11 protein-coding genes are annotated in these 14,744 nt (G+C 45.8%); 1 reads left to right on the forward strand and 10 read right to left on the reverse strand.

What is annotated here, in order from left to right:
- Nucleotides 1–108: 108 nt before the first annotated feature.
- The 5 genes from mutL to miaB all read right to left on the reverse strand — a co-directional run bounded on the left by mutL (nt 109) and on the right by miaB (nt 7,462).
- Entirely contained in the window at nt 109–1,998 is a 1,890-nt protein-coding gene (gene mutL / locus QYB97_RS02755; RefSeq protein ID WP_301164414.1) for a DNA mismatch repair endonuclease MutL, read from the reverse strand.
- 13 nt (nt 1,999–2,011) lie between these two features.
- Complete coding sequence (mutS, locus tag QYB97_RS02760; RefSeq protein WP_301164415.1) at nt 2,012–4,591, reverse strand: DNA mismatch repair protein MutS; 2,580 nt, start codon at nt 4,589–4,591, stop codon at nt 2,012–2,014.
- 129 nt (nt 4,592–4,720) lie between these two features.
- Complete coding sequence (cotE, locus tag QYB97_RS02765) at nt 4,721–5,293, reverse strand: outer spore coat protein CotE (RefSeq protein WP_301164416.1); 573 nt, start codon at nt 5,291–5,293, stop codon at nt 4,721–4,723.
- A gap of 217 nt (nt 5,294–5,510) precedes the next feature.
- A complete protein-coding gene (locus QYB97_RS02770; RefSeq protein ID WP_301164417.1) occupies nt 5,511–5,942 on the reverse strand; it encodes a YlbF/YmcA family competence regulator in 432 nt (143 codons plus the stop codon).
- A 2-nt stretch (nt 5,943–5,944) separates the two neighbouring features.
- The gene (miaB, locus tag QYB97_RS02775) at nt 5,945–7,462 is read right to left on the reverse strand and encodes a tRNA (N6-isopentenyl adenosine(37)-C2)-methylthiotransferase MiaB (RefSeq protein ID WP_301164418.1); all 1,518 of its coding nucleotides are present in this window, start codon (nt 7,460–7,462) and stop codon (nt 5,945–5,947) included.
- A gap of 184 nt (nt 7,463–7,646) precedes the next feature.
- On the opposite strand from miaB, the gene QYB97_RS02780 reads away from it, so the two are divergent.
- Nucleotides 7,647–8,840 carry an MFS transporter gene (locus QYB97_RS02780; RefSeq protein WP_301164419.1) on the forward strand — a complete coding sequence of 398 codons (1,194 nt, stop codon included), beginning with the start codon at nt 7,647–7,649 and terminating at the stop codon, nt 8,838–8,840.
- A 27-nt stretch (nt 8,841–8,867) separates the two neighbouring features.
- Here QYB97_RS02780 and QYB97_RS02785 read toward each other — a convergent pair whose 3' ends face one another.
- The 5 genes from QYB97_RS02785 to rny form a co-directional block, all read right to left on the reverse strand.
- The gene (locus QYB97_RS02785) at nt 8,868–9,734 is read right to left on the reverse strand and encodes a 2-oxoacid:ferredoxin oxidoreductase subunit beta (protein WP_301164420.1); all 867 of its coding nucleotides are present in this window, start codon (nt 9,732–9,734) and stop codon (nt 8,868–8,870) included.
- The gene (locus QYB97_RS02790; RefSeq protein WP_301164421.1) at nt 9,735–11,471 is read right to left on the reverse strand and encodes a 2-oxoacid:acceptor oxidoreductase subunit alpha; all 1,737 of its coding nucleotides are present in this window, start codon (nt 11,469–11,471) and stop codon (nt 9,735–9,737) included.
- A 305-nt stretch (nt 11,472–11,776) separates the two neighbouring features.
- Entirely contained in the window at nt 11,777–12,037 is a 261-nt protein-coding gene (gene spoVS / locus QYB97_RS02795) for a stage V sporulation protein SpoVS (protein WP_010193268.1), read from the reverse strand.
- Nucleotides 12,038–12,172: 135 nt separating this feature from the next.
- The gene (locus QYB97_RS02800) at nt 12,173–12,967 is read right to left on the reverse strand and encodes a TIGR00282 family metallophosphoesterase (protein WP_301164422.1); all 795 of its coding nucleotides are present in this window, start codon (nt 12,965–12,967) and stop codon (nt 12,173–12,175) included.
- A gap of 60 nt (nt 12,968–13,027) precedes the next feature.
- Nucleotides 13,028–14,596, reverse strand: coding sequence for a ribonuclease Y (gene rny, locus QYB97_RS02805; RefSeq protein WP_301164423.1), 1,569 nt, complete (start codon nt 14,594–14,596; stop codon nt 13,028–13,030).
- Nucleotides 14,597–14,744 lie beyond the last annotated feature (148 nt).

The raw sequence follows: 14,744 nt of genomic DNA on the forward strand, positions 1-14,744 counted from the left end.
CGTTCATTAGATTTAACGCTGTTTCTTCCTATCATATACGAAAACGCTTAAAAAACCAAAAAAGAAAAAACCGGTGCCATCACCTTTTCTGAGCACCGGTTTTAATGATTACATCACACGCTTGAACATTTTTTCCATTTCATAGGTTGAAAAGTGCACGATAATCGGCCTGCCATGCGGACAGGTATAAGGATCTTCGCTCTTCCGCAAGGTTTCGAGCAGCGAGAATATTTCATCATTGCGCAAATGATGGTTAGCTTTGATGGACCCTTTGCAGGACATCATTATGGCTGCTTTTTCACGCAATTTTTTAATATCCGCCTTTTTGTCTTTTAATACCTGGCCGACAAGATCCTCAATGCTTTCCTGTTCATATCCCGATGGAAACCATTGGGGATGGGCTTTTACAATATAGGTGCCGGATCCGAAGGGTTCAAGAAACACTCCGACCTGTTGGAGAGCTTCAAGGTTATCATTGATCGTCAGTGCTTCCTTGCTCGTAAACTGGAAAGTGAGCGGGATCATAAGCTCTTGCAGCTCTGAAGCTACCTGACCGACTTTTTCTCTGAAAAATTCATACTTGATCCGTTCCTGGGCCGCATGCTGATCAATCAGATACATGCCTTCTTCATTCTGAGCAATAATATAGGTTCCGTGCATTTGCCCGATCGGATACATGACCGGTACTTTTTCATTTTCTTCTTCTCGTTGAACCTGTGGCATTACTACAGGTTCCGGCTTAAATGATGGTGCTTCTTCCAGGATGAATGGTTCCTCCCGGCTGTCTGCACCGTGATCTGTTTCCTCTGGCTCAAGAGAAGCGGTTGCCGGGCTGAAAGCAGCAGGTTCTTCCTGAAGCTGTGCAGGCGCCTCCCATTCGGAAGCTCTTTTAGGAGCTTCCGTTATGGTCGTCTCAGATGGGGAAGTTAACCGGTGTTCAAATGAAAACGCCCCTTGCTCCGAGTAGTCCTTTTGCGGTTTTCGTTCGACCCTTACCGGTTCTGGAATGAGTCTCAGGGACCGGAGAACATTTCTTACTTCTTCTTCAATCAGGCCGGTGAGCTCCGGCTCCTTGCTCAGCCTTGCTTCAAGCTTGGAAGGATGAACATTCACATCAATAATGGATGGATCCATCGTGATGGACAAAGCAACGACAGGGTGCCTTCCAATCGGCAGCAGTGTATGATACGCCTGCTGGACCGCCCGCTGCACATTGTAATTTTTGATATATCTGCCGTTCATGAACAAGGAAACATAATTTCTTGACGCCCTTGTAATTTCGGGCTTCGCAATATAACCGTTGATTTCGTAGTCCAGGGATTTCGCTGAAATTGGCACCATATTTTTGGCCACGTTCATTCCGTAAACGGCAGCGATAACGTTCAGCACATTACCGCTGCCATTTGTATTTAACATATCCCGGCCATTATGCCGCAGCCGGAATGAAATTTCCGGATGACCCATCGCCAGCCGGTTGATGACATCCGAAATGTTTCCAAGCTCTGTATTGATCGTCTTCATGTGCTTCAGCCTGGCCGGTGTATTATAAAATAAATGACGGACCGTAATGTCTGTTCCTTTTCTTGCGTTCGTGGAAGATAGGGATTGCACCTGTCCTTTCACAAGCGCAAGTGACGTCCCCGGACCGTTTCCTGTCCCTGTACTCATTTCCATGTGGGATACAGAAGCGATGGAGGGCAGCGCTTCTCCGCGAAAGCCCATCGTACGGATCTGAAACAGGTCCTGTTCTTCTTTTATTTTACTCGTGGCATGCCGGCTGAAAGCAAGCTCGCAGTCCCCGGCTTCAATCCCGTCTCCATTGTCAATAATCCGGATTAGGGAAAGCCCTCCCTCTTCCAGTTCGATTTCAATGCGGGTAGAGTGCGCATCGATCGAATTCTCTACTAGTTCCTTCACGACAGATGCGGGTCGTTCAACAACTTCACCTGCAGCAATTTTATTGGATAGGTGATCGTCCAGTTGGATAATTTTCCCCACTTGATCGTCTCCTTTATTTCACTTTCTTTTGCAGTTTAAACAACGCATTGATTGCATCGAGCGGTGTCATCTCGAGTAGGTTCAAGGATTTCAGTTCCTGCTCCACCGCAGAAGCTTCCCTTTTTTTGCTTGAGCGGGTTTCTTCGGCAAACAAGCTGAGCTGTGTGTCCTCTTCTGCGGCCTTTTCAGCCTCTTTCACTGCTTTTTTAGGAGAATTGTCGTTGGATTCAAAATCCAGCAAAATTTCCTTCGCCCGTTCAATTACGCCTGTTGGCAGTTCTGCCAGCTGTGCCACATGAATCCCAAAGCTTTTATCAGCTTGTCCATCAATGACTTTATGAAGAAACACCAGCTTGCCCTGTTCTTCAATTGCCGATACATACACGTTTTTCAGTGACTTCAGTTCGGATTCCAGTACGGTCAGTTCATGATAATGGGTGGAAAACAGCGTCATGGCTCCGATATGGTGGTGAATATATTCAACGATGGATTGGGCCAGAGCCATGCCGTCATAGGTGGATGTACCTCTTCCGATTTCATCCAGCAGAATGAGGCTTTCGCTCGTAGCCTTTTTCAAGGCATACCTCGTTTCAAGCATTTCCACCATAAATGTACTTTGCCCTCCGACGAGGTCATCGGCCGCACCAATCCGGGTGAAAATTTGGTCAAAAAGAGGAAGCTCTGCCTGATCGGCCGGTACGAAGCAGCCGATCTGCATCATGATCGCCGTAAGAGCAAGTTGTCTCATGTACGTGCTTTTACCGGCCATGTTCGGCCCTGTAATCAGCAGCATGGAACGCTCAGAGTTTAAACTGATGTCATTTGGCACATATTCCTGCGCATCCATTACCTTTTCCACCACCGGATGGCGGCCATTGATGATTTCAACACGGTTGGAACCGGAAAGAACCGGCTTCACATAGCGCTGTTCCTCGCTGACGGTGGCAAATGCCTGAAGCACATCAATTCCACTCAGCTGTTTGGCCAGCTCCTGAAGAGACTGGATGTAGCCTTTGACGTGTTCTCTTATCTGTAAAAACAAATCATACTCAAGCGCGACCATCTTTTCCTCGGCTTCAAGAATAAGACGCTCCTTTTCTTTGAGATCAGGAGTAACATACCGCTCGGCATTGGCAAGTGTCTGTTTCCGTTCATAACGGCCCTCCGGAATCTGTGAAAGGTTGGAACGGGTGACTTCTATAAAATAACCAAAGATCCGGTTGTATCCGATCTTTAAAGATTTAATCCCTGTTTCATTTCGTTCTCTTTGCTCAAGGGAAGCGATCCATGCTTTCCCGTTCACACTGGCATCACGGTATGTATCCAGTTCTTCATGGTAACCATCTTTAATGATTCCGCCTTCTTTAATGGAAAGAGGAGGATCGTCATGCAGCGACCGTTCAAGATAGTCAAATAAATTTTCATGCAAATCCATCTTCTCCGATATTTCGAGGCTGTATGGATTTTTCAGCTGTGAAAGACTCTGCTTGATTCCAGGTACACTTCCAAGGGTGTGCTTTAATTGAATCAGGTCACGCGCTGTAATATTCCCGAACGAAACTTTCCCTGCCAGCCGTTCCAGGTCGTATACCTTTTTCAACTGATCGCGCAGCTCCTGGCGGACGAAAAATTCCTGCATCAGCTCTTCCACTACACCAAGCCGCTGTGTGATTTGTTCCGGCATAAGAAGGGGCTGTTCAATCCACTGCTTGAGCCTTCTGCTTCCCATTCCCGTTACCGTACGGTCAAGGAGCCATAACAGTGAACCTTTTTTGCCTTTTGCCCTGTTCGTTTCCACCAGCTCAAGATTTCGTTTCGAAAAGCTGTCGAGCTTCATGTATTCATTGAGATGCTGGACACTGACCGGCTGTATATGTTCCAATGCCCGCTTTTGTGTGTGCAGCAAATAGTGAAACAGCCGGCCGCACGCTTCCTTCAGCAGGGGACTTTCATTTCCCCCGAGCAAATGGGCAAAGGGGCCGGGCACTTCCGACTCATCCTGAATGGAGCTTGTGATCTGGAAGCGCAGCCGGAGCGGTTCCGCGATTTCTTCATAAACCCGGGAAGACAATATTACTTCCCTTGCATGAAGGGCTTGTACCTCCTGCATCAGCATGGAGGCATCTCCCCGGAACTGATATCCTTTCAGTTCACCGGTGGAAAGGTCATTTAGCACAATACTGTATTCTTCCTCCCCAAAGGCAACGGATGCTATAAAATTATTTTCCGTTTCTTTGAGAAGGTTGTGATCCATAACCGTTCCCGGTGTAATGATTTGGATCACTTCGCGTTTTACGACTCCTTTTGCGACTTTCGGGTCTTCCACCTGTTCACAGATGGCCACTTTATTTCCGGCTTCTACAAGCTGTTTAATATAGTTGGCGGCAGAATGATGGGGCACGCCGCACATTGGTATGCGCTCTTTTGTTCCGCCATCTCTGCTTGTCAATGTAATTTCAAGGAATTGAGATGCCTTAACCGCATCTTCAAAAAACATTTCATAAAAATCACCGAGCCTGAAAAATAAAAAAGCGTCCCGGTGCGACGATTTAATTTTTAAATACTGCTGGATCATGGGAGTATATTGGGCCATGCTTTCACCTAACTTCTAAGTACTTTTTTCAATAGTTCATTATAGCATAGTACGATTGTGAAGACTTAAGAAAACCAACCCTTTCCTACATAAAAAAGCAAGGAAGAAGTGTCCTTCTTCCTTGTGCTCTTATTCCTCCAGTTCGCCCATGAAGAACTGGTCGATATCTTCAACATCCTCATCGTCAAGTCCGTAATCCCAATCCTTATCTTCCCACTCATCCGGCTTGGCATCGGAATTGACATAAACACAAACCTTCGTTTCGCCGATCACATCACAAACAAATTCCCGTTCACACTGAATGACCATACGGCTGCCGTTCGGTGAAATGGTGCATTCGAGCGTGTTCGGAGCTTGGATGCATCGTGCTGACACTTCAAGGTCCTTGCCTGTGGCATGTTCATCTCTTGTACTCAGAATGATTTCATCTTTATAGCCTACCGTTTCCGTGCATACTTCCGTTTTCGTATTATTGTTGTATGAATACCAAATGTTTACATCATATCTGCCTTCCACTGTTACACTGTCATCACCCGACCTGGCAGCTTTATAGGTATGATTAATAATCCAGCTTCCCAGGATACTCGTTGGTTTATGACTCGGAGTGATCGTATGTGTCGACTGAGAGAATTTTCGTCCCTTGCCGCATACCGCCTTGCAGATTATCTCTCTGTAATTCAGATCTTGATCTATGTTGGCCATAGACTTAACCCCTCCTCTTCCAATCTTCATTTCATCCTATGCAGGGCGAATGACTAGTGTGCTAACTATTTTTTTATGAATCCGTTAATACAGTTTATGTAAAAGGCCCAGATGGTGACCTGTTTTTAATAAATTTAATATTTTCATACGGTATGTGAAATTAAAAATTACAATAAAAAAAGACCAGGAGAATGTTAGATTCTCCTGGTCTTTCGTCTTAATGGCAGCCGCAGTTTCCGCTTGCACAGCTTTCAGCTGATCCTGTGGTTCCTTTTAACTGATCTCCGCCGGTCGATTCAATGATCTCATCGGTAACGGTGTTGGAAATCGTATGTGACACCATCTGTAAAATGTCGTTAACGTCTGCTTGTGATTGCTTGAATTCCTGTACAACCGGAATGCCATCCATTTCCGCCATAAGAGCATCGATCTTGGCTTCCATTTCTTTATGGGCTTCGTGCTTGCCATAATGCTGAAGGTTGACTGCTTGCTTTTGCAGCTGCTTGATTTGGGCAACCAGTGTGGATACATTGTTATTTTCATTGATTTGCTGTTCTGCTTTTTTGAAAAAATCAACTTCTTCAGTTTGAGCAATCATTTCGGCCAATTCTTTTGCTTTGTCTAAAATATCACTTTTTGTAAAGCTCATCCTTAAACCACTCCCGCCTTTTCGTCTGCTAAGTCACCGCTTAATGTCCAGGTTTTTGCATCTTTAATATGGACTTTGACAATCTTGCCAATCAAATACTTCGGCCCTCTGAAGTTTACTACTTTATTGGAGGCTGTATGACCGGACAGTACATCCGGATTCTTCTTGCTTTCCCCTTCCACGAGCACCTCGACCACCGTATCAAGGTAGGCCTGGTTCTTGCGGAGAGAAATTTCATTCAGAAGGGCATTCAAACGCTGAAGCCTTTCCTTTTTCACTTCAAGTGGAACATTATCCTGCATTTTAGCCGCCGGAGTTCCTTCCCTTGGCGAGTAGATGAATGAATAAGCTGCGTCAAATTCCACTTCTTTTACAAGGGATAAGGTGTCCTGAAACTGTTCTTCGGTCTCATTTGGAAACCCGACAATGATGTCTGTTGTAAATGAAGCATTCGGAATCGCTCTCTTGATTTTGCCGGCGAGCTCAAGAAAATGTTCCCGGGTATATTTTCGGGCCATAAGCTTCAAAATGTCGCTGTTCCCGTGCTGGACCGGCAGATGGATATGCTCCACAAGGTTTCCTCCCTTGGCAAGCACTTCGATCAGATGGTCATCAAAATCACGTGGATGGCTTGTTGTAAAACGGACTCTCGGGATATCGATTTTACGGATTTCATCCATAAGATCGCCTAGCCCGTACTCCATATCCTCAAAGTCTTTGCCATATGCGTTGACGTTTTGCCCAAGCAATGTGACTTCCTGATAGCCGTTGCGGGCAAGGTGTCTTACTTCCTCAATAATATCTTCAGGACGGCGGCTTCGTTCCTTTCCACGGGTATACGGAACGATGCAATACGTACAGAACTTGTCACAGCCGTACATGATGTTGACCCAGCCCTGGATGTTGCCCTTGCGCACACGGGGAAGATTCTCTACGATATCTCCCTCTTTGGACCAAACCTCAACCACCCGCTCTTTGGAAAAGTAGGCTTCTTTAACAATTTGAGGCAATCTGTGTATGTTGTGGGTGCCAAAGATCATGTCAACCTGGTCGTAAGTTTTCAGCAGCTTGTTTACAACTGATTCTTCCTGGGACATGCAGCCGCACACACCGATTAAAAGATCAGGATTTTCAACTTTCATGGGTTTTAAGTGACCGAGTTCACCGAACACTTTATTTTCCGCGTTTTCCCGGATGGCGCATGTGTTCAGCAAAATCAGGTCTGCTTCCTTCATGTCAGTTGTTGCTTCATAGCTCATATCCGAAAGGATTCCGGCCATTACCTCTGTGTCATGCTCGTTCATCTGGCAGCCGTACGTTCTGATATAAAATTTCTTGCCGTCACCGATGTTTCTTAAGCTTTCATCGACGGCAAAATCTTTTACGATATTAATTTGTTCTTTTCCGCGTTTTTTTGCGTCCTTCAATGACGGAGGCTGGTAGGTTGTCTGAAAATAACCAGCATAGTCCTTCGTCGTTTTTTCTTTATCTTTCGCAGGTGTTGATCCTGTTTGATTCACTGCAATTCCTCCCTAAAGTTCTGGGGCCGTTTCTTTCATAACTTCAATATTATAACAGACTTCCAGCGCAAAAGGAATGTTTGACAAGGTAACAACTATGTAATTAACAATACTTATATTTCACTTTATTAATAAAAAAGAGTAAAATAGAATCAGATACTTTGCGAACGAAAGAGATGGTTTTATGTACTGGAAACGCTCCTTATGGATTCTCTGGCCGGCCAATTTTCTGATTGCTGCCGGCATGAGTCTGATTATCCCCTTTTTACCCTTATATATTGAAAAGCTTGGCGTCCATAATATCCATCAGGTGGAGCATTGGACCGGCTGGATATTTTCCGCTCAGTTTATTACCTCCTTTTTGTTTCAGCCTCTCTGGGGCTCGCTTGCCGACCGCTACGGACGAAAAGTGATGCTCATCCGCTCCGCCATTGGAATGGGAGCCATTACCGCATTGATGGGCTTAGTCACCGGTCCGGGCCAGCTGCTGGTCCTCCGGCTGATCAATGGATTGTTTTCAGGCTTTATTTCCATGAGCATCTCCCTTCAGGCGTCGGTTACTCCTGATGAGCATGCCGGAAGATCACTGGGTACCCTGCAAACGGGCCAGATTGTCGGAACACTGGTAGGTCCATTGATCGGCGGCTTTTTATCTGAAGTGTTCGGCTTTGAAGGGGTCTTTTTTGTAACAGGCGGTCTGATATTAATCGCCGGGCTGGTCGTTTTGTTTCTTATCCATGAAGATGTAACCGTGAAAACGAAAAAGGCGCAAAAGAAGAAAAAAGAATACAAAGCATTGCGGCCGCTTTTTCCTATTTTCATAGCAGCTGCCATCACCCAGCTAGCCATGATGAGCATTCAGCCGATCATCACGCTTTATACGCGAACCATTTATCATGGGCAGCATTTAACCCTGATCGTCGGTTTGATCAGCGCAGTGACAGGGGTCGCCAATCTTATCGGTTCACCTATCCTTGGGAGAATCGGTGATAAAATCGGACAGCGGAAAGTGCTCCTGTTCTCTCTGATCATGGCTGCCCTGGCTTTTATTCCACAAGTACTGGCCACCGACATCAGGCTCCTGCTTGCGGGTCGCTTTCTCCTCGGCCTCTTTATCGGCGGAATGATTCCTTCGTTAAATGTGCTTGTAAAAAAACTTGCTCCGGCTCATCTTCAGGCGACCGCTTTCGGCCTCAGTTCTTCTGCCCGGTTTCTCGGAAATCTGCTGGGCCCGCTGCTCGGCACATTTGTTGCGGCCTCCTATAATATTAAAGACATCTTTTACATTACTATGATTTTTCTCTTGATCAATATGTTCTCCATCGCACGAAACAAGAAGCTCCGCTTGGCGCTTTCACAACAAAAAAAGGCATCCTGAACAAGGTTCAGGATGCCTTTTCTATTTTTACATAAATTCGGCTACAAGGTCATTGAATTTCTGCTCATCCATATTGAGGTCGGCATGTGCGAGTGCGTCTTTGCTGTAACCATGAGCTAAATCCTGGTAGGATTGCTTCTGTGTGTTTTGATAGATAATTCCTTTGACCAGTCCGTCATGCTCCATTAAGGTTTGCATGGCCTGCATGCGGTTGGAGGAATCGTAGCCTTCAATCGTATCAAGACTCGTTAAGTGCTCTTTAAACCAGTCATACGTGTTCACTTTGTTATACGTCACGCAAGGAGAGAACACATTAATCAGAGAAAAGCCTTTATGCTCGATCCCTTTTTGAATGATCGAAGTTAATTCTTTTAAATCACTGGAAAAACTCTGTGCCACAAATGTGGCGCCTGCAGTAAGAGCAAGCTCCATGATCCCGATGGCAGACTCTACAGAACCTTCCGGCGTACTTTTCGTCTTAAAGCCTTCAGCGGACCGCGGGGACGTTTGCCCTTTGGTTAACCCGTAGATCTGATTGTCCATGACAATGTACGTAACATCGATGTTTCTGCGGATCGCATGAACGGTATGTCCCATTCCGATGGCAAATCCATCACCGTCACCGCCAGAAGCAATTACCGTCATATCCCGGTTTGCCATTTTAACTCCCTGGGCAATCGGAAGCACACGTCCATGGATACCATGAAAGCCATAGGATTTGATATAACCGGAAATCCGTCCGGAACAGCCGATGCCGGAAATGACGGCGAGATCATCCGGTTCAAGACCCACGTTGGCTGCTGCCCGCTGGATGGATGCCTGAACGGAAAAATCACCGCATCCAGGACACCAGTTGGGTTTTACTGAGTTTCTGAATTCTTTAAACGTCGCCACTTAAACCAGCTCCTTGCATTTATTGAAAACTTCCGATGGAAGGAAAGGATTACCATCATATTTCAAGATGCTTTCAATCTTTTCGTGTGACCCAAGGTTCATCTTGAGAATGTTGGCAAGCTGACCCGTTGCATTATTTTCGATAACCACAACTTTTTTCCCTGCATCCACCAATTCTTTCATTTCTTTAAGCGGGAACGGATGAATCAGGCGAAGGTGCGCATGATTCACTTTAATTCCTTCTGCTTCAAGACGGGGAATGACTTCTTCAATCACGCCACGGGTGGAATTAAACCCGACGAGCAGCAGTTCTGCTTCCTCGTTCGGTGTGTATTTCACGACGGGTGTATTGAATTTTAAATTCTTGAGCTTTCTCAAGCGTTTATCCATTTGTTTCAAACGGTTGGACGCCACTTCAGAAGGCTTGCCCGTTTCATCGTGCTCAACCCCGGTTACGTGATGAATACCGTTTTTCATGCCTGGAATTACACGCGGTGAGACGCCTGATTCTGTTAATTCATACCGTTTGAAATAACCGCCTTCCACTTCGGGAAGCTCAGCATTCAAGTCTAATGCGCCGCGGCGGATCTCCACTTTTTTGAAATCAAGCGGTTCAACAGACTGTTTTCCGAGGGAAAGCTGAAGATCGGTCAAAAGAATAACAGGACACTGGTATTCTTCAGCAATATTCAACGCCTCCACTGCATCATAAAAGGCTTCCTCTGCGGTGCTTGGCGCCATGACGACCTTTGGAATTTCACCGTGTGTGCCATAAATCATGGCCATCAAGTCGGACTGTTCCTGTTTGGTAGGAAGTCCTGTACTCGGGCCTCCGCGCTGCGTATCGACGATAACAAGCGGCGTTTCTGTCATGCCGGCAAGGCCGATTGATTCCATCATCAGTGAAAGTCCCGGTCCTGCTGAAGAAGTAACCGTACGGACACCGGCATAGTTTGCACCGATTGCCATCGTGGCCGCAGCAATTTCATCCTCTGTCTGAATAACGGTTCCGCCAAACTGTGGAAGTTTTTTGATCAGGTATTCCATAATTTCAGACGCCGGTGTAATCGGATAAGCCGACATGAAACGGACGCCGCCTGCCACAAAACCAAGAGCGATCGCATCATTGCCGATCATAAACATCCGTTTTTGACCATCCGCCTTGTTCAGCTGGAAGCCTTCAAGAGGTCCGCCTGCTGCGTCTGTAAAATATGCTGCACCCTTTCTGATCGCTTCCATGTTCTTTTCAACGACTTTAGCGCCTTTTCTTAAAAAGATTTCTTCCACTACTTCGATATACGCTTCAGCTGGAAGGTCGAGAACTGCACTCGTTGCTCCGATGGCTACCATGTTCTTCATGAGTGATGTTCCAAGTTCATTGGCAATCTCTGTAAACGGTACAGAGAAAAGCCTCACTTTTGATCCTTCAGGAACGGCCGGATTGAATTTGGCATCACCGATGACAACACCGCCGTCACGCATTTCATGTATATTAACATCAATCGTTTCCTGGTCAAATGCGACAAGAATATCCAGATCATCAGAAATCGATCTGGTTTGCTTTGTACTTACGCGGATTTTATTATTCGTGTGGCCGCCTTTTATTCGAGAGGAAAAGTGCCGGTAGCTGTAGAGATAGTATCCAAGCCTGTTTAAAGCCATGGCAAAAATTTCACCGGTACTGTCGATTCCTTCCCCTTGCTGTCCGCCAACTTTCCAGGAAAGTTGATCAATCATGAACTCCACCCCTTCTATTCGTTTCATCTGTATACTCATCCACAGCTTCATTGAAAAATAAAAATGAATCTCAATGTATAAAAATACGCTCTTTTCCTGTCGAAAATAAGCGCGCTGATTCTTGAGATGGGTATAAGCTTGTGTGTTTAAATATGTACTAAACGCTTACAATTCTAGCCCTATCTACGTAAAAAAGCAAGTATTCTTGGAAATAAATCCATAAAGCTTTCCTTCTTATCCCCGTTCCGTGAAAATGGCCTGTTCACATGTATTCATGCAAACAGGCCATTTCTTGGCTTTTTCAATTAACGAGGTTCAACGATCAGCTTGATCGCAGTACGTTCTTCTCCATCGATCAGAATATCCGTAAAAGCAGGAATACAAATGAGGTCGACTCCACTGGGCGCTACAAATCCTCGTGCAATAGCAACTGCCTTAACGGCTTGGTTTAATGCACCTGCCCCTATTGCCTGTATTTCAGCCCCTCCTCGTTCTCGAAGGACTCCGGCAAGCGCACCAGCTACAGAATTAGGGTTGGATTTTGCTGAAACTTTTAATATTTCCATTAATTTGTACCTCCTTAGAGATCTGATACCAATTCTACTATATTCATTGGTAAGAGCCCGTATTCCTGCAGTTGGAAAAGTTTCATTCAGATCAATGAGCCTTAAGCGAGTAGATACGGCATACCGATTCGCCTCTTATTCAAAAAACGGGTGGTCATCGTTAATAAGAATGGTCTTGATACTTTTGGCTTTTCCAGTTGCAGGATCACACTCTATTAATACGCCACTTAACTGTTCCCGCCCGGAAGATACTTCAAACCTTACCGGTAAACTGGTAATAAACTTTTTTATCACCGCTTCCCGGTCCATTCCAAGGATTCCGTCATACGGTCCTGTCATGCCTGCATCAGTCAAATAGGCGGTTCCTCCGGGCAAGATCCGCTGATCGGCAGTTTGAACGTGTGTATGGGTACCAACGACCGCTGTCACCCTGCCATCCAAAAACCATCCCATCGCCTGTTTTTCGCTGGTCGCCTCTGCATGGAAATCCACCAAGATGATTGGCGTCCGTTTACGCATCTCACGGATCAGCTCTTCAGCTTTTTCAAACGGGCAATCAAGAGGCGGGAGGAATGTTCTTCCCTGTAAATTGATGATGCCCACCTCCAGCTGGTTCATCTTCAAAATGGCGGAACCGCTGCCTGGTGTCCCTTTTGGAAAATTGGCTGGACGGACAAGCTGAGGAGTCGTATCAATAATTTCAAAAATCTCCTTATTGTCCCACGCATGGTTGCCCAGTGTAATGGCCTGTGCCCCCGCTTCAAATATGCCTTTGACGATTTTGCCGGTGATCCCCCTGCCGTGAGCCGCGTTTTCGCCGTTTACGATGGTGACAAGCGGCTGGTACTTTCGTTTCAGCTTTGGCAGGTACGTGTCAATCATCTTTCTTCCCGGGGACCCTACAACATCCCCTACAAATAAAATCTTCATCAAGCTCTCCTTTTTGTTTCAAACTCTGCATAAAAACAAAATAAAGTGGTTTTCACCACTTTATTTTGCGTACTCAACTGCTCTTGTTTCCCGAATGACTGTAACTTTAATATGTCCCGGATAATCCAGTTCGTTTTCAATTTTCTTTGTAATATCGCGTGCCAGGCGGTAAGAAGCCACATCATCGATCAAATCAGGTTTAACCATGATTCTGATTTCTCGTCCAGCCTGAATGGCGAATGATTTTTCAACGCCATCGAAGGATTCTGAGATCTCTTCGAGCTTTTCCAAGCGGCGAATGTACGTTTCAAGCGTTTCACGGCGTGCTCCCGGCCTTGCTGCCGATAATGCATCAGCTGCGGCCACAAGCGTCGCAATGATGGACGTTGGTTCTGTATCTCCATGATGGGATGCAATAGAATTGATCACCACTGGATGTTCTTTGTACTTTGTCGCTAATTCCACGCCGATATCTACGTGGCTGCCTTCCACTTCATGGTCAATCGCTTTTCCGATGTCATGAAGCAAGCCTGCACGGCGTGCCAAATGTACATCTTCTCCAATTTCTGCAGCCATCAGCCCGGTAAGATAGGCAACTTCCGTTGAATGCTTCAGCACGTTCTGACCATAGCTTGTACGATACTTCAATCGGCCTAAAATCTTTATCAAGTCAGGGTGAAGACCGTGAACACCTATTTCGAATGTAGTCTGTTCACCAACTTCTCGGATGTATTCATCCACTTCACGGCGGGATTTCTCGACCATTTCCTCAATGCGTGCAGGGTGAATCCTTCCATCCTGGACCAGCTTATCAAGCGCCATACGGGCAATTTCCCGACGTATCGGATCGAATCCTGAAAGAATGACCGCTTCAGGTGTATCATCGATAATCAAATCAATACCTGTCAGCGTTTCCAATGTCCGGATGTTTCGCCCTTCACGCCCGATGATCCGTCCCTTCATCTCATCGTTTGGCAGGTTAACGACGGAAACCGTCGTTTCAGCAACGTGGTCAGCCGCACAGCGTTGGATTGCCAGAGAAAGAATTTCTTTCGCCTTCTTGTCTCCTTCTTCCTTCGCACGGTTTTCCATATCCTTCACCATGATAGCCATTTCGTGGGAAACTTCGTTTTCCACTTCTCCCATGATGATCAGCTTTGCTTCTTCACGTGTAAAGCCGGATATACGTTCCAATTCTTTTTGCTGCTCTCTGAGCAGCTCCTCCACTTTGCTTTCAATCTCTTCAATTTGTCGTTGTTTTTTGGTGAGAGACTCCTCGCGTTTTTCCAATGATTCCTCTTTTTTATCAAGAGTCTCACTTTTTCTGTCCAGAATCTCTTCTTTTTGAACCAATCGTTGTTCTTGTCTTTGAAGCTCATTTCTGCGATCTCGAATTTCGCGCTCTGCTTCTGTTCTGAGCTTATGGATTTCATCTTTTGCTTCAAGCAGCGCTTCCTTCTTGCTCGCTTCACCGTCTCGTTTTGCTTCTTCAACGATTTGAGCTGCAGCATTTTCAGCGCTCGAAATTTTCGCTTCGGCGATCTTTTTCCTAACAAGATATCCGACAACTGCACCGACACCTGCTGAGACAAGCAAACTGGAGATGAAGACAATAAATGTTGTTTCCATGTTTCCACCTCCTCTTGCTATCTACTTTTTGTACTGCGTCATAAGCATCATTCGTGTAACAAAGTGTTGTGCACTAGTCATGCCATTTTCAATTTAAGCTCATATCATTTAATTTCGGGTGAAATCAAAGTATATCTCCATTTTATAA

The organism is Fictibacillus fluitans, assembly GCF_030418125.1.
In the GTDB taxonomy this organism is placed as follows: Bacteria; Bacillota; Bacilli; order Bacillales; family Fictibacillaceae; genus Fictibacillus_C; species Fictibacillus_C fluitans.

Excerpts from the sequence above, each read along its gene's own strand:
- mutS (WP_301164415.1), bottom strand. The coding sequence starts at position 4,591 with ATGGCCCAATATACTCCCATGATCCAGCAGTATTTAAAAATTAAATCG.
- cotE (WP_301164416.1), bottom strand. The coding sequence starts at position 5,293 with ATGGCCAACATAGATCAAGATCTGAATTACAGAGAGATAATCTGCAAG.
- QYB97_RS02770 (WP_301164417.1), bottom strand. The coding sequence starts at position 5,942 with ATGAGCTTTACAAAAAGTGATATTTTAGACAAAGCAAAAGAATTGGCC.
- QYB97_RS02780 (WP_301164419.1), top strand. The coding sequence starts at position 7,647 with ATGTACTGGAAACGCTCCTTATGGATTCTCTGGCCGGCCAATTTTCTG.
- QYB97_RS02790 (WP_301164421.1), bottom strand. The coding sequence starts at position 11,471 with ATGATTGATCAACTTTCCTGGAAAGTTGGCGGACAGCAAGGGGAAGGA.
- spoVS (WP_010193268.1), bottom strand. The coding sequence starts at position 12,037 with ATGGAAATATTAAAAGTTTCAGCAAAATCCAACCCTAATTCTGTAGCT.
- QYB97_RS02800 (WP_301164422.1), bottom strand. The coding sequence starts at position 12,967 with ATGAAGATTTTATTTGTAGGGGATGTTGTAGGGTCCCCGGGAAGAAAG.
- rny (WP_301164423.1), bottom strand. The coding sequence starts at position 14,596 with ATGGAAACAACATTTATTGTCTTCATCTCCAGTTTGCTTGTCTCAGCA.